Here is a 16,220-nt window from a genome sequence, read left to right as displayed (position 1 = left end):
GCGGGCCGCCCGGTGGGCAGAACAGAGGGGAGGACTGCCTGGGAAGGGCCGCGGCCGGGACGCCGCGTGCCACTCGTAGGTGCCCGTCCCACGAGCCGCGGGAGGCGACAGGGTGTCGAGCGCAGCCGAGCAGGAGGCAGTACAGGATCCGGCGGGGACGGCGGTGGAGACCGGGGAACCACCGGGCCGGGCCGGACCCGGCACCCGTGCGGACGTCACGGAGTCCCTGCGCGCCGAGGTCGCGGAGGCCCACCGCGCCGAGGCCGCCCTACGGGCAGGAGCACCGGCCCCCGCCGTGTGGCCCGGGGCCCCGATGCCGCTGGGGGCCCGTTTCCGGGTCGGCCCGGACGGGGTGGCGGGGACCAATTTCGCGCTGTGGGCGGGCGGGGCCGAGGCCGTCGAGCTGTGTCTGTTCGACGAGCGGGGCGCCGAGACCCGCTGCCCGCTGACCGAGCTGACCCATGAGATCTGGCACGGCTTCGTCCCCGGGGTGCGGCCCGGTCAGCGGTACGGCTACCGGGTGCACGGCCGCTGGGACCCGTGGACGGGAGCCCGCTGGAACGCGGCGAAGCTGCTGCTGGACCCGTACGCCCGTGCGGTGGACGGGACCTTCACCCTGCCGCCGGAGGTCTACGGGCACGTACGGGACTGGCCGGACCAGCATGTCGCCGACACCGTGCGCGACGACCGGGACTCGGCGCCCTTCGTGCCCAAGGGCGTGGTCGTCCACGACGACGACGACTGGGTGGAGGACCGCCGCCCCAAGACCCCGTGGGCCGACTCCGTCATCTACGAACTGCACGTACGCGGCTTCACCCGGCTCCACCCGGACGTCCCGCCCGAGCTGCGCGGCACGTACGCGGGTCTCGCACACCCGGCCGCCATCGGGCACCTCACCCGGCTCGGGGTGACCGCCGTCGAGCTGCTCCCGGTCCACCAGTTCGCCCACGAGGACCATCTGCTGCGGCGCGGGCTGCACAACCACTGGGGCTACAACTCCATCGGCTACTTCGCCCCGCACGCCGACTACTCCGCCTCCGGCACGGCGGGCGGGCAGGTCGGCGAGTTCAAGCGGATGGTGCACGCGCTGCACGACGCCGGGATCGAGGTGATCCTCGACGTCGTCTACAACCACACCGCGGAGGCGGGCGAGCTGGGCCCGACGCTGTCGCTGCGCGGCATCGACAACCGGGGCTACTACCGCCTCCAGAACGACCCCCGCCGCTACGCCGACTACACCGGCTGCGGCAACACCCTGCACGTGGTGCAGCCCCAGGTGCTGCGGCTCATCACCGACTCGCTGCGCTACTGGGTCACCGAGATGGGCGTCGACGGCTTCCGCTTCGACCTGGCGGCGGCGCTGGCCCGCTCGATGCACGACGTCGACATGCTCTCGCCGTTCCTCGCGGTGATCGCCCAGGACCCGGTGCTGCGCCGGGTCAAGCTCATCGCCGAACCGTGGGACGTCGGCAACGGCGGCTACCAGGTGGGAGCCTTCCCTCCGCTCTGGACCGAGTGGAACGACCGCTACCGCGACGCGGTGCGCGACTTCTGGCGCGGCACGCTCCCCGACGTACGGGATCTCGGCTACCGGCTGACCGGCTCCAGCGACCTGTACGCCTGGGGCGGCCGCCGCCCGTACGCCTCGGTCAACTTCGTCACCGCGCACGACGGGTTCACCCTGCGCGACCTGGTCAGTTACGAGCAGAAGCACAACGAGGCCAACGGGGAGGGCAACCGGGACGGGACCAGTGACAACCGGGCGTGGAACTGCGGGGCGGAGGGCGAGAGCGACGACCCGGAGATCAACGCGCTGCGCCGCCGCCAGCTCCGTAACCTGCTGACCACGCTGCTGCTGTCCACCGGGGTTCCGATGCTGGTGGCGGGCGACGAGATGGGCCGGACGCAGGGCGGCAACAACAACGCCTACTGCCAGGACAACGCGACCGGCTGGGTGGACTGGTCGCTGCTCGACCAGCCGGAGTGGCGGGAGCTGACCGAGCTGACGGCCCGGGTGCTGACGCTGCGCCGGACCCATCCGGTGCTGCGGCGCCGCGCGTTCTTCTCGGGCCGGGCGCAGGCCCCGGACGGGCTGCGGGACCTGGCCTGGTTCGCCCGGGACGGCCGGGAGATGACGGAGGGTGACTGGTACGCACCGGCGGCCACGCTCGGGCTGTACCTCTCGGGCCGGGACATCCCGGGGCGGGACGCGCGGGGCGAACCGGTCACCGACGACAGCTTCCTGGCGGTGCTGCACGCGGGCGCGGAGCCGACGGCCTTCGCGCTGCCGGGAGCGCCGTGGGCGAACGCGTACGAACTGGTCCTGGACACCTCACGGGAGGAGCAGGCCGAGGCCCCCGGCACGGTCCTCGACGGCGGTACGGAGCTGACGGTGCCGGCCCGCTCGGTGCTGCTGCTGCGGGTGACGGAGCAGGGGGTGTCCTGTCGATCGGGGCCGGACGGGCCGCCGCGGCCTGTCGATCGGGGCCATGACCGGCGAGACGCCCCTGGGGAGGAAAGGCCTGCGGATCAGCCGAGGATGCCCCGGTCGTAGCCGACGGCGACCGCCGCGGCCCGGTCCTTGGCGCCCAGCTTGCCGAAGATGTGGGTGAGGTGGGTCTTCACGGTCGCCTCGCTGATGAACAGCTCGGCGGCGATCTCCCGGTTGGTGGTGCCCCGCGCCACCAGCACCAGCACCTCGCGCTCACGGGCCGACAGGGAGGTCTCGGCCTGGTCGGCGGCGGAGGTGCGGACCCGGTTCATCAGCCGGGACGCGACGGCGGGCGACAGGACGCTTCGCCCGTCGGCGGCGGCCCGGACGGCGGCGAACAGCTCCTCGCGCGGGGCGTCCTTGAGGAGGTAGCCGGTCGCGCCCGCCTCGATCGCGGGCAGTGTGTCGGAGTCGGTGTCGTACGTGGTCAGCACCAGGACCTGGGAGCGCGCGCCGCGCCGGGTCAGCTCGGCGATGGCCGCCACTCCCCCGCCGCCGGGCATCCGCAGGTCCATCAGGACGACGTCGGGGTCGAGCCGTTCGACGACCGCGAGCGCGTCCACTCCGTTCGACGCCTCGCCGAGCACCTCGAAGCCGGCGGCGGCGGCGAACATGCCGCGCAGCCCGTCGCGGACGACCGGGTGGTCGTCTACGACGACGAGGCTGACAGCGCGGGCGGTGGTCTCGGTCATGACGGCACCGTACGGGGACTCACGGGTGCCTGACCAGGGGCCACCGCGGTGCTGTTCACGGGGTGCCTGACCAGCGGGACTCTGGCCGATACCGCGGTGCCGCCGCCCGGTTCCGACTCCACCTCGACCGCGCCCGCGATGCGTTCCGCGCGGGCCCGCATGCCGCCGAGGCCGAAGCCTCCGGTGCGCCCTGCCGGGGCGGCGGCCGCGGGGTCGAAGCCGCGCCCGTCGTCCCTTACGTCCAGGGTCAGTTCATCGTCCATGAAGGACAGCGTCACCCCGACCCGTGAGGCCCCGGCGTGCCGCCCGGCGTTGGCCAGCGCCTCGCCCGCGATGCGCAGCAGGGTGGCGGCGATCTCGTCGTGGACCGGTTCGACGGTGCCGGTGACCGTGAAGTCGGCCCGGACGCGGTGCTGTTCGGCCCAGCCTGCGACCGTCTTCTCCAGCGCCCCGGCCAGTTCGTCGTGTTCCAGGGCGGCGGGGGCCAGGTTGTGCACGGAGCGGCGGGCCTCGCCGAGGCTGTGGCGGGCGAGCGCGGCGGCCCGCTCCAAGTGGACGCGGGCGGTCTCCGGATCGCGGTCCGAGACGGAGGTGACGACCTGGAGCTGGGCGATGATCCCGGCGAGGCCCTGGGCGAGGGTGTCGTGGATCTCGGCGGCGAGCCGGCGCCGCTCGTCGTCGACCCCGGCCTCCCGGGCCTGGACGAGGAGCTGGGCGTGCAGGGCCGCGTTCTCCGCCATGGCCTGCTCCAGCCGGAGGTTGGTGCGCTCCAGCTCGGCGATGGTCGCGACCTGGATCCGGGCCTTCTCCTCCTCCCGCATCCCGACGTACCGGAAGAAGAGGGCGAGCGAGGCGTTGAGGAGGTACAGCGCACCGAAGGCGACCCAGTTCATCAGGGAGGCGGGCGGCAGTCCCCCGCTCTGCGAACCGGCCAGGGTGACGGCGGTGGCGAGCAGCCCGATCCGCACGGCCCGCTTGGGCAGCAGGGGTTCGACGTCGAAGTAGCCGAGGGCCGCGTAGATCGAGAAGAACGGGTTGAGCCACGACAGGGCGAAGGCGAGGACGGTCCGCACGGCGTAGTAGGCCACCCCGGCCGGGGCGCCCGGAGCGGTACGCGGGCGGGCCCGGCCCCACCAGAGCTGGAGCCCGTACGCCGCGACGGCCAGGGCCCCGGCCAGGTACATCTCGCTGCGGGTCATGATCAGATCGGCTGCGACGGCCCCGACGAGGACGGACAGGCTGAGGACGGCGTAGGGCCCGTACCGGTAGAACTGCTCCCAGCGGTCCTCGACCGTGCGGGGCCCCGGCGCACCGGACGGGCACGGGGAGCAGGACGGCTGCGTCATGCGAGCAGTCTCCGTCACTGCCACCGGAAGAGCCGACCGGCGACGAGGCCGAGCAGCACGGTCCACAGCGCGACGACCCCGAGGTACGCCCAGCTCGGCCAGTGGCCGGACGCGGCCTGGTCCAGGGCCTGGGAAGCGGCGCCGAAGGGGGTCAACTGCACGATGCGGCGCAGAGTGTCGGGCATCGCCTGGACGGGCACCCAGACCCCGGCGGTGAACATCATCGCGAGGTAGGCGACCGAGCCGACCGCGGTGGCCGCCTTCGTCGTACGGGACAGGGCGCAGATCGTCGCGCCCAGGGTGAGCACGGCGGCGACCGAGAGCAGCAGCGCCAGTGCGTAGCCGGCCAGCTGTCCGGGCAGCGCGACCCCGTAGCCGACGCGGCCGACGGCGACGACCAGGAGCGCCGACCCGAGGGCGGCGGCGCCGTGCAGGGTGATCTGGGCGGTGAGCAGGGCCGAGGGCCGAACCGGGGTGGTGGACATGCGGCGCAGGATGCCGCGTTCGCGGTAGGCGCTGAGGACCGGTGGCATCGCCTGGAGCCCGGCCATGATCATGGCGAGCAGGACGGAGACGGGGACGTAGAGGTCGATGACCCGGCGTCCGCCGAGGTTGTCGTCGGCCTCCTTGAAGGTGGGGATGAAGCCGAGGATCACCAGGAGGACGGTCGGGAAGGCGAGGATCCAGAAGAGACTGCCCGGTTCGCGGAGGAAGAGTCGCGTCTCGGTGAGCAGGACGGCCGCCATGGGGCTGCGCCGGCGGGCCGGGGCGGTCGTCTCCGGCGCACGGGTCAGGGTCGGTTCGCGGTTCATGTCAGGCGTCCTGTCCGGTGAGGTCGAGGAAGGCTTCGTCGAGGCTGGTCTCGGTGATCCGCAACCGCCGGGCGGTGACGCCGAGTTCGGCGAGCAGGGAGATGAGCGGGGTGACGGTGTCGTCGGTGGCGTGCAGGACGAGGACGCCGGCGGGATCGGGCGGGGTCACCGACGCGACGCCCGGCAGCGCGGCGAGCCGGTCCAGTTCGGGTCCGGTCGGGGTGCGGGAGGGGACGAAGGAGACGACGGTGGAGCCGGTGGACCGCCGGATCAGCCCGGCCGGGGTGTCCAGGGCGACGACCTTGCCCCGGTCGATGACGGCGATCCGGTCGCAGAGGCGCTGGGCCTCCTCCATCAAGTGGGTGACGAGCAGGACGGTCACCCCGCCGTCGCGGATCTCCTCGATGAGCTGCCAGGTGTCGCGGCGGGCGCGTGGGTCGAGGCCGGTGGTCAGCTCGTCGAGGACGACGACCTTCGGGTTGCCGATCAGGGCGAGGGCGATGAACAGACGCTGTTTCTGGCCACCGGAGAGCTGGGCGAAGCGGGTGGTGAGCCGGTCCGCCAGGCCGAGCCGGTCCGCGAGCGGACGCCAGTCGGCGGGGGCCGGGTAGAAGGCGGTGTAGAGCTCCAGCGCCTCCCGTACGGTCAGTTTGGCCTGGAGCTCGCTCTCCTGGAGCTGCGCGCCGAGCAGCTGCGTCACCCGGTCGTGGTCGGCGATGGGGTCGAGCCCGGCGACCCTGACCGTGCCCGCGTCGGGGGTGCGCAGGCCTTCCACGCATTCGACGGTGGTGGTCTTGCCCGCCCCGTTGGGGCCGAGGATGCCGAAGATCTCTCCCTGGTCGACGGAGAAGGAGACGCCGTCGACCACGTCACGGCCCGCGTAGGTCTTGCGCACCCCGTTGACTTCGATGATTGCCATGTCCACCAGGGTTCCGGCGGACGGGCCCGGCCGGTATCCGCCGTCACGCTCGACGGCTCATCAGCCGATCGGTTGATGCGGGGTACGACCCGGCGGACCGGCCGGGAGGAGCGGCGGGGTCCGGCCGAAATTGGGAGGACCGATGTCAGTGGTGAAACGTAGGGTCGGCCCTGATGCCCGAAAAGCCTGCAGAGCGCACGGACCGGTCCGCCGTGCGCTCCCTCCTGCGCCTGTGGCCCTATGTCCGACCCGTGCGGGTGCGCCTGTTCACCGCCGCCCTCGTGGCGATCCTGGCGTCCTCTCTGGGGCTGGTGATCCCGCTGGTCCTGAAGTGGATGGTGGACGGTCCCGTCGCCGACCGCGATCCGGGCGGGGTATGGCTGGGGGCGCTGTATCTGCTGCTGCTCGGCATCGCGGAGGCGCTGCTGTTCGGGTTCCGGCGGTGGCTGGTGGCGCGCCCGCTGGCCGGGGTCGAGGCGTCGATGCGGGCGGACCTGTACCGCCATCTGCAACGGCTGCCGGTCGCCTTCCACGACCGCTGGGCCTCGGGTCAGCTGCTGTCGCGCGGGACGACGGACCTGATGCTGCTGCGCATGTTCCTGGCGTTCCCGCTGACCTTCCTCATCGTCAACACCACGACGATCCTGCTCGGGTTCGTCCTTCTGTTCGCCCAGGACTGGACGCTCGGCCTGGTGCTGCTGGCGCCCGCGGTGCCGCTGATGATCCTGTGCTCGCTGTTCGAGACGAAGTACTCGGTGGTCGCGCGCCGGGCCCAGGACCAGGTCGGCGATCTCACCACGGTCGTCGAGGAGAGCGTGCTCGGCATCCGCATCGTCAAGGGCTTCGGCCGGCACCGCAGCCAGGCGCAGGCCTTCCGGGCGCTGTCGCACCGGCTGCGCACCACGGAGCTGGGCAAGGCCCGGCTGCTCGCCGGGATCTGGGCGCTGATCACCGCCATCCCGGAGCTGGCGATCGGCGCGGCACTGGTGCTGGGCACGATCCAGGTGGCGGACGGCTCGCTGTCCGCGGGCACGCTGGTGGCGTTCCTGTCCACGGCGCTCGCGCTGCGCTGGCCGGTGGAGTCGATCGGCTTCCTGCTGGCGATGAGCCAGGAGTCGGCGACCGCCACCGACCGGTTCTTCGAGGTGATGGACGTGGCGGAGGAGCCCGGGGCCGTCGCCGTACGCGAGGACGCGCCGGCCACCGCCGCCGGGATGGTGTTCGAGGGCGTCGAGTTCCGCTACCCGGACGCGGATCCGGGCTCGCCGCCGGTCCTCGCCGGGATCGACCTGCACATCCGGCCCGGTGAGACGCTGGCCCTCGTCGGGGGTACGGGGTCGGGCAAGACGACGCTCACCGCTCTGGTGCCCCGCCTGCACGAGGTGACCGGCGGGCGGATCCTGCTGGACGGTGAGGACATCGCCACGATGGAGCGTTCACGGCTGCGGGAGCTGGTGTCGGTGGCGTTCGAGGAGCCGACACTGTTCTCCGCGACGGTCGGCGAGAACGTGACGATGGGCGCGGCGGACGCGGACGAGGCGCAGGTGCGCCGGGCGCTGTCGGTGGCCCAGGCCGGCTTCGTGCACGACCTGCCGCGCGGCCTGGACACCGAGGTCGGCGAGCAGGGCCTGAGTCTCTCCGGCGGCCAGCGCCAGCGCCTGGCGCTGGCCCGCGCCGTGGTCGGGGAGCCGCGCTTCCTGGTGCTGGACGACCCGCTCTCCGCGCTGGACGTGCACACGGAGACGCTGGTGGAGGCCGCGCTGCGGCAGGTCCTGGAGCGGACGACCGCGGTGGTCGTGGCGCACCGCCCCTCCACGGTGATGCTGGCCGACCGGGTGGCGCTGCTGTCTGGGGGCCGGATCGCCGCGGTCGGCACCCATCAGGAGCTGCTGCGCGACAACGCGGAGTACGCCTGGCTGATGTCGGGAGCCGAGCACGGCGATCCGGCCCGTACGGCGCGGGGGCACGAAGGCGCCGAGGGGCTTCCCGCCTCACCGGTGGGCGCCCCCGTCCAGCAGGTCCCCGCCGAGGAAGGCAGTGCCCGATGACCACGACCACCGACGACGCCTCGCTCCCGGCGGCCGAGGGCGACCACCGGGCGAAGAGTCCGGCCGCGCCCGAACCGCCCCTCTCCGACGACCCGTTCGACCAGGACGACCTGCCCGCGCCGCCCGGGGCGACGAGGGCGCTGCTGTTCTCGCTGCTGGCCCCGATGCGCGGCCGGGTCGCGGTGGCGGCGCTGCTCCTGCTGGTCCAGCAGGTCGCGATGCAGGCGGGCCCGCTGCTGGTGGCGTACGCGATCGACAGCGGGGTTCCGGCGTTCCGGGACCACGACTACGGCCCGCTGATCGCGGTCGCCGTCGGCTACGCACTGTGTTCCGTCGGCGCGGGCATCCTCCAGTACGGCTTCATCCGGGCCTCCGCGCGGATCAACCAGGACGTGCTGCTCGATCTGCGCGGCCGGATCTTCCGGCACGCGCAGGCGCTCAGCGTCGACTTCCACGAGCGCTACACCTCGGGCCGGCTGATCTCGCGCTCCACGACGGACGTGGAGTCGCTGCGGGAGCTGCTGAGCGAGGGGCTCCAGGAACTGATCGGCGTGGTCCTGTCGTTCGTGTCGATCTCGTTGGTGCTGCTCTGGCTGGACCTGGGGATCGGCGCGATCGCCACGCTCTCCTTCGTACCGCTGTATCTGATGGTCCGGATGTACCGGCGGCGGGCGTCCGTCGCGTTCACGGCGCGGTCGACGGCGATCGCTGCGGTGATCGTGAAGTTCGCGGAGACGATGAACGGCATCCGCCCGGTGCAGGCGTTCCGCCGGGAGCGGAGCAACGACGCCGTGTTCGGCGCGCTGAACAGCGACCACGAGCGGAGGAACGGCGACGCGATCCTGGAGATGGCGCGCTATGTCGTCGGCTCGCGGCTGATCGCGAACACGGCAGTGGCCGGCATGGTGCTGTGGGGCGCCTACCGGGTGGCGGACGGGACGCTGGCGCTCGGGGTGCTGGCGGCGGCGGTGCTGTATCTGCGCCGGCTGTACGACCCGATCGACCGGCTGGGGATGTTCCTCAACTCCTACGAGTCGGCGGCCGCCTCACTGACGAAGATCGCCGGTCTGCTGGCCCAGACGCCGAACGTCCCGGAGACCGACCGGCCCAGGGAGCTGCCGCCGCTCTCCGGCGAACTCCCGGGCCGGGAGGTCACGTTCGACGGGGTGCGGTTCGCCTACCGTACGGGCGGTGAGGTGCTGCCCACCTTCGACCTGCACATCCCTGCGGGCCGGACGGTGGCGGTCGTCGGCTCCACGGGCGCGGGCAAGTCCACGCTCGCCAAGCTGCTGGCCCGCTTCTACGACCCGACCGACGGCCGGGTCCTGCTGGACGGCACGGACCTGCGCGACCTGCACACCGCCGAGCTGCGGCGGGGCGTGGTGATGGTGACGCAGGAGGCGTTCCTGTTCTCCGGGACGGTCGCGGAGAACATCGCGATCGGCCGCCCGGACGCCACCCGCGAGGAGATCGAGCAGGCCGCGAAGGCGATCGGCGCGCACGACTTCATCGCCGCCCTGCCGGACGGCTACGACACCGACGTGCGCAAGCGGGGCGGGCGGATCTCGGCGGGCCAGCGGCAGTTGGTGGCCTTCGCCCGCGCCCTGCTGGCGAACCCGGCGGTACTGATCCTGGACGAGGCGACCAGTTCCCTGGACATCCCGGGCGAGCGGGCCGTGCAGCGGGCCATGGACACGGTGCTGCACGGCCGCACGGCGGTGGTGATCGCCCACCGGCTCTCCACGGTGGAGATCGCGGACCGGGTGCTGGTGATGGAGCACGGCCGGATCGTGGAGGACGGCGCGCCGGCCGAACTGATCGGCGGTACGGGGCGGTTCGCGGGGCTGCACCGGACGTGGAAGGACAGTCTGGCCTGAGAGCCTGTCGGGTGGCCTCTGACCCGGCGGCCACGCCCTGGCACGCACGCTTACAGCGTCGCCGAGATGCCCTGGTAGCTCCGCTACGGGGACATCCCGGCGCCTTGGAACCGCACGCACCGGACCGCGTCCGCCTTTCCGGTCGAAGGCCACCCGACAGGCCCTGAGCGGGGGGCATGCCGTACGACACCCCGGTCCAGGTGTGGCAGGTGCGCCGCGCGTAGTGACTCCTACGCGAAGGCAGGACCCACTCGGACGGCCGCCACCCGTTACCGCCACCCGGGCGCGATCACGGCCGCACCGGCCACCGCGTTCTCCATCGGCGTCACCTCCACCGCCCCGGCCGTCCCCGCCGGACGCGAGCGCCTGAGCACGCGAGCGCGAGCGTCCGGGCACCGTTCTCCACCCCGGGCCGCATCCTGACGGACCGGCACATTCCGGCGTGCGGATCTGGCCAGAACCCGACGCCGTCTCATCAGGCGGTCATCACGCCTCTCCCCGCCCGCGGCGGTGCGGTGCCCGTGGCGCACGAAACCTGTGACCACCCTGTGAATACCGGGCTCCCCAACTCCCGGTAACGCTGCGGCAACGATCGGCGAAACGTCCGCTCAACGAACATGACCTTTCCGGCAACGAACGAAAACCGGCCAAGTTGTTGACGCGCCCCTGACAGGCGTGGTCATCTGCTGACACTCTTCACCCCGTTCTGCGCACCGCCTGCACCGTCCGGACGGCCCGTCCAGCGCCGCCGGTACCCCCCTCGCAGAAGGAGTCCGCGTGAGATCCACGCCCAGCCGTCGCGCCACCGCGACCGGCGCTCTGATAGCCGCAGCAGCCCTCATAGCCGTCGCCGTTCCCTCCGGCGCCGCTACCGCCACCCCCGCCTCGGCCCCGCTCGGTGGCATCACCGCCGGCACGAAGGCCGACCCGGGAGCCCTGCCCGTCAAGCTCTCCCCCGCCCAGCGCGCGGAGCTGCTCAGCGAGGCCAACGCCACCAAGGCGGCCACCGCCAGGGAACTCGGTCTCGGGTCCACCGAGAAGCTCGTGGTCCGCGATGTCGTCCAGGACCGCGACGGCACGACGCACACCCGCTACGAGCGCACCCTGGACGGGCTTCCCGTCCTCGGCGGCGACCTCGTGGTCAAGGAGTCCGCGGCCGGGGCGACCGAGGGCGTCAGCAAGGCGTCGAGGGCGACCAGTGCGCAGCTGAAGGCCGTCGGCCTCACCGCCGACGTGGCCCCGGCCGCGGCCGAGAAGCAGGCGCTCGGCGCGGCGAAGGCCGAGGGCTCGAAGGCCAAGGAGGCCAGCGAGGCCCCGCGCAAGGTGGTGTGGCTGGGCAGCGGCGCGCCGCAGCTCGCGTACGAGACCGTGGTCGGCGGGCTCCAGCACGACGGCACCCCGAACGAGCTGCACGTACTCACCGACGCCTCCTCCGGCGAGAAGCTCTACGAGTGGCAGGCCGTCCACAACGGCACGGGCAACACGCAGTACGGCGGCCAGGTCACCCTCGGCACCGCGCCCTCGTACACGCTGACCGACACCACGCGCGGCAACCACAAGACGTACAACCTGAACCGGGGCAGCTCCGGCACCGGCACGCTGTTCTCCGGCCCGGACGACATCTGGGGCGACGGCACTCCGCAGAACGCCGAGACCGCGGGCGCCGACGCCCACTACGGAGCCGCGCTCACCTGGGACTACTTCAAGAACGTGCACGGCCGCAGTGGCATCCGGGGCGACGGTGTGGGCGCGTACTCCCGCGTCCACTACGGCAACAACTACGTCAACGCCTTCTGGCAGGACAGCTGCTTCTGCATGACGTACGGCGACGGCGCGAACAACGCCAAGCCGCTGACCTCCATCGACGTGGCCGCCCACGAGATGACCCACGGTCTCACCTCGAACACCGCGGGTCTCGTCTACAGCGGTGAGTCCGGCGGTCTCAACGAGGCGACGTCCGACATCTTCGCCGCCGCCGTCGAGTTCCACGCGAACAACTCCCAGGACCAGGGCGACTACCTGGTCGGCGAGAAGATCGACATCCGCGGCAACGGCACCCCGCTGCGCTACATGGACAAGCCGAGCAGGGACGGCAGCTCCAAGGACTACTGGTACTCCGGCATCGGCAACGTCGACGTGCACTACTCGTCGGGCCCGGCCAACCACTGGTACTACCTGCTCTCCGAGGGCAGCGGCGCCAAGACGATCAACGGCGTCAGCTACGACTCCCCGACCTCCGACGGGCTGCCGGTCACCGGCATCGGCCGGGACAAGGCCTCGCTGATCTGGTTCAAGGCGCTCACCACCAAGTTCACCTCGACGACCAACTACGCCGCCGCTCGCACCGGCACGCTCGCGGTCGCCAGTGAGCTGTACGGGGCCACCAGCCCCGAGTACGCGGCCGTGGCCCACGCCTGGGCCGGCATCAACGTGGGCGCCCGCCCCGGCGGCGGCGACCCGGGCGGCAAGGTGTTCGAGAACACCACCGTCGTGAACATCCCGGACGCGGGCGCGGCCGTCACCAGCTCGGTCACCGTCTCCGGTGTGGCCGGCAACGCGCCGAGCACCCTCAAGGTCGGCGTGGACATCACGCACACCTGGCGCGGTGACCTGGTCATCGACCTGGTGGCCCCGGACGGCACCGCCTACCGGCTGAAGAACTCCTCCTCCGGCGACTCCGCGGACAACGTGGTGGCGACCTACACGGTCAACGCCTCGTCCGAGGTGGCCAACGGGGTCTGGAAGCTGAAGGTCCAGGACGTCGCGCGGCAGGACACCGGGCGGATCAACAGCTTCAAGCTCACCTTCTGATCCCACCGGGTCTCACCGGCCCGGAGGGAGCACACACGGAACGGCCCGGGAGGGGTTCGCCCCCTCCCGGGCCGTTCGCCATGGCGCGCTCAGCGCATCAGCACGCCCGCGCCCTCCCCCATCACCTCGGTCGGCAGCGCGACCAGGCCCAGTTCGGCGCTGGTGGCCAGCAGCTCGTGGGCGGGCAGGACGCGCACGGTGTAGCCGTACGGTCCCGTCCGGTCCAGGGCGAGCGGTCCCTCGTACAGCCAGCGGTCCTCCAGGTCCTGGCCGCCCGCCGGCTTCAGCGGGAAGATCTGGGCGTCCGCGATGGCGTCGCCGGAGTCGACCCGGCCCGCCACCACCTGGACCTCCACGTCGTCGGGGGCCAGGCCGCCGAGCGCGATCCGCACCCGCAGCGCCAGGGTGGCGCCGAGCTCCGCCGAACCGCCCTCCGCGGTGTCGGTCACCGACTCCACATGATCGACGGAGACCCCGCGCCAGGCCGCCCTGACCTTGGCCTTCCACTGGGCGAGGTCCCGCGCGATTCCGGGCTCCAGGGCCCGCCGGGCCTGCGCGGCGGGGGCGTACAGGCGCTCCGTGTACTCGCGCACCATCCGCCCCGCGAGCACCTTCGGACCGAGGTTGACCAGGGTGGAGCGGACCATCTCGATCCAGCGGTCGGGCAGACCTCCGGCCCCCCGGTCGTAGAAACGCGGGGCGACCCGGTCCTCGATCAGGGCGTACAGGGCGTTCGACTCCAGCTCGTCGCGGCGGTCCTCGTCGACCGCCGAACCGTCGGCGGTGGGGATCTCCCAGCCGAAGTCCGGGTCGAACCACTCGTCCCACCAGCCGTCGCGCACGGACAGGTTGAGGCAGCCGTTCAGCGCCGCCTTCATCCCGCTCGTACCGCACGCCTCCAGCGGGCGGAGCGGGTTGTTGAGCCAGACGTCACAGCCCGGGTAGAGCTTCTGCGCCATGCCCATGCCGTAGTCCGGCAGGAAGACGATGCGGTGGCGCACCCGCGGGTCGTCCGCGAACCGGACCAGCTCCTGCACCAGCCGCTTGCCGCCGTCGTCGGCGGGGTGGGCCTTGCCCGCGACGACGATCTGGACCGGGTGCGTCGGGTGCAGCAGCAGTGCCCGCAGCCGGTCGCGGTCGCGGAGCATCAGCGTGAGCCGCTTGTACGAGGGGACCCGCCGGGCGAAGCCGATCGTCAGGACGTCCGGGTCGAGGACGCCGTCGATCCAGCCCAGCTCTGCGGTGCCCGCGCCGCGCCGGCGCCAGGAGGCGTAGAGGCGGCGGCGGACCTCGGTGACCAGTTGTCCGCGCAGGTCCCGACGCAGGTCCCAGATCTCCTGGTCGGCGATGCCGGTCACCGAGTCCCAGCGGCGGGGAGTGCCGGCCTGTGAGGAGTCCTCGTCGGCCACCGGGCCGCCCGCCAGCACCTGGTGGGCACGGCCCTCGCCGACCTGGCCCGCGCCGAGCCGGAACACCTCGGGGGCGACCCAGGTCGGTGCGTGGACCCCGTTGGTGATGGAGGTGATGGGCACCTCGGCGGGGTCGAACCCCGGCCAGAGCCCGGAGAACATCTCCCGGCTGACGGCCCCGTGCAGGGTGGAGACGCCGTTGGCGCGCTGGGCGAGCCGGAGGCCCATCACCGCCATGTTGAACAGCTCGGGCTCGCCGCCGGGACAGGTCTCGGTGCCGAGCCGGAGGATCTTCTCGGCGGGTACGCCGGACAGTTCGCCGTCGTCGCCGAAGTGGCGGGCGATCAGCTGCCGGTCGAAACGGTCTATCCCGGCGGGCACCGGGGTGTGGGTGGTGAAGACGGTCCCGGCCCGGACCACTTCGAGCGCGGCGTCGAACTCGAGTCCGGTGTCCGCCAGTTCACGGATGCGCTCCAGGCCGAGGAAGCCGGCGTGGCCCTCGTTGGTGTGGAACACCTCCGGCTCCGGGGTGCCGGTCAGCCGGCACCAGGTGCGCACCGCGCGCACCCCGCCGATGCCGAGCAGCATCTCCTGGAGCAGCCGGTGGTCGCTGCCGCCGCCGTACAGCCGGTCGGTGACGTCGCGTTCGCCCGGCGCGTTCTCCTCGACGTCGGAGTCGAGCAGGAGCAGCGGCACGCGGCCGACCCGGGCGAGCCAGACGCACGCGTGCAGCGAGCGTCCGCCGGGCAGGGCGAGGACGACGCGCGCCGGCGTGCCGTCGGCCTCGCGGACCAGGTCGAGCGGGAGTTCGTTGGGGTCGAGGACGGGATAGTGCTCCTGCTGCCAGCCCTCGCGCGAGAGGGTCTGGCGGAAGTAGCCGTGCCGGTAGAGCAGGCCGACGCCGATGAGCGGGACGCCGAGGTCGCTGGCGGCCTTGAGGTGGTCGCCGGCCAGGATGCCGAGGCCGCCGCTGTACTGGGGCAGCGCCGCGTTGACGCCGAATTCGGGTGAGAAGTAGGCCACGGCGGAGGGGAGTTCGGCTCCGGCGGCCAGCTGTTCCTGGTACCAGCGGGGGCCGTCGAGATACTCGGCCAGGTCCGCGGAGGCCTCGGCGAGGCGGGCGAGGTATTCCTCGTCCCCGGCCAGTTCGGCCAGCCGCCCGGCGGACAGCGAGCCGAGCAGGCGCACGGGGTCGGCGTCCGCGGGCCGCCAGCCCTCGGGGTCGGCGGACCGGAAGAGCTCACGGGTCTCGGTGTGCCACGACCATCGCAGGTTGCGCGCGAGGTCGTGGAGGGGTCGGAGGGGTTCGGGGAGGACAGGACGCACGGTGAATCGACGAATGGCCTTCACGTACTCCACCTTTACAGGGGACTTGCGCATCCGAGGGGACGCACGACGGTGTGCGTCCCTTCCGTCACCCCTGACGGTAGCGGCCGTCCGTGGCGGGCTGCCACGGCGCGCGGACGGCTCACCGGATCCGGGGCCGACCGCCGCGCGCCTCCCCACCGGCGCCCCATCCGCCTCGCCCGTGATCCCCCGTCACTCCGCTCACCTGGGGGTTTGGCCGATTTCCCCCCGTACGCAGCCTTGTGGACCTCCCTGCCACAGGGAAGGCTGCCGTGTGGCGCCACAGAACGGGTATCCGGAACCCGTGGGGGCGCTTCGGACTCCCCCCGCCCACCGGGGGCGTGCGCGTCGCGTGCGGCGGGGCCCGAGCGGTCGGCTACCACCGAGTAGTCGACGCAGCGCCGGATTTCCCACCCGCGGACGCGGGGAAGGCTTTCCCGGTACGCGGAACAACCCCGCACGACCCGG

Annotated in this window: 8 protein-coding genes and 1 pseudogene; 4 read left to right on the top strand and 5 right to left on the bottom strand. The window is 72.6% G+C overall.

Annotated elements, in window-relative coordinates:
* Positions 1-112: 112 nt before the first annotated feature.
* Positions 113-2,431, top strand: a pseudogene (gene glgX / locus IG90_RS0110740) (glycogen debranching protein GlgX); the annotation flags it as partial.
* Between the two features lie 98 nt (positions 2,432-2,529).
* Here the strand turns inward: glgX and IG90_RS0110735 are convergent.
* From IG90_RS0110735 to IG90_RS0110720, 4 genes are read right to left on the bottom strand one after another with little or no spacing between them, the layout of a single operon-like run.
* Positions 2,530-3,183, bottom strand: a complete 654-nt coding sequence (locus IG90_RS0110735; protein WP_030581117.1) for a response regulator — start codon at positions 3,181-3,183, stop codon at positions 2,530-2,532.
* Positions 3,180-4,529, bottom strand: coding sequence for a sensor histidine kinase (locus tag IG90_RS0110730; RefSeq protein WP_033893962.1), 1,350 nt, complete (start codon positions 4,527-4,529; stop codon positions 3,180-3,182). Before IG90_RS0110730 ends, IG90_RS0110735 begins: the two co-directional genes overlap by 4 nt.
* Positions 4,530-4,543: 14 nt before the next feature.
* Positions 4,544-5,341, bottom strand: coding sequence for an ABC transporter permease (locus IG90_RS0110725; RefSeq protein WP_051860069.1), 798 nt, complete (start codon positions 5,339-5,341; stop codon positions 4,544-4,546).
* A gap of 1 nt (position 5,342) precedes the next feature.
* On the bottom strand, positions 5,343-6,260 hold the full coding sequence (locus tag IG90_RS0110720; RefSeq protein ID WP_030581108.1) for an ABC transporter ATP-binding protein: 918 nt from the start codon (positions 6,258-6,260) through the stop codon (positions 5,343-5,345).
* Positions 6,261-6,433: 173 nt separating this feature from the next.
* On the opposite strand from IG90_RS0110720, the gene IG90_RS0110715 reads away from it, so the two are divergent.
* The 3 genes from IG90_RS0110715 to IG90_RS0110700 all read left to right on the top strand — a co-directional run bounded on the left by IG90_RS0110715 (position 6,434) and on the right by IG90_RS0110700 (position 12,996).
* Positions 6,434-8,308, top strand: coding sequence for an ABC transporter ATP-binding protein (locus tag IG90_RS0110715; RefSeq protein ID WP_030581107.1), 1,875 nt, complete (start codon positions 6,434-6,436; stop codon positions 8,306-8,308).
* Positions 8,305-10,185, top strand: coding sequence for an ABC transporter ATP-binding protein (locus IG90_RS0110710; RefSeq protein ID WP_030581105.1), 1,881 nt, complete (start codon positions 8,305-8,307; stop codon positions 10,183-10,185). Before IG90_RS0110715 ends, IG90_RS0110710 begins: the two co-directional genes overlap by 4 nt.
* Positions 10,186-10,962: 777 nt before the next feature.
* On the top strand, positions 10,963-12,996 hold the full coding sequence (locus IG90_RS0110700; RefSeq protein WP_030581103.1) for a M4 family metallopeptidase: 2,034 nt from the start codon (positions 10,963-10,965) through the stop codon (positions 12,994-12,996).
* A gap of 89 nt (positions 12,997-13,085) precedes the next feature.
* On the opposite strand, the gene glgP is transcribed toward IG90_RS0110700, so the two are convergent.
* Positions 13,086-15,755: an alpha-glucan family phosphorylase gene (gene glgP / locus IG90_RS0110695; protein ID WP_030581101.1), complete on the bottom strand. Its 2,670-nt coding sequence runs from the start codon at positions 15,753-15,755 to the stop codon at positions 13,086-13,088.
* Between the last annotated feature and the right edge of the window lie 465 nt (positions 15,756-16,220).

The sequence above is a fragment of the Streptomyces anulatus genome (assembly GCF_000721175.1).
Taxonomy (GTDB): Bacteria; Actinomycetota; Actinomycetes; order Streptomycetales; family Streptomycetaceae; genus Streptomyces; species Streptomyces anulatus_C.
The sequence above is the reverse complement of the archived record's forward strand: the minus strand, read 5'-3'. Positions and strand labels throughout refer to the sequence as shown.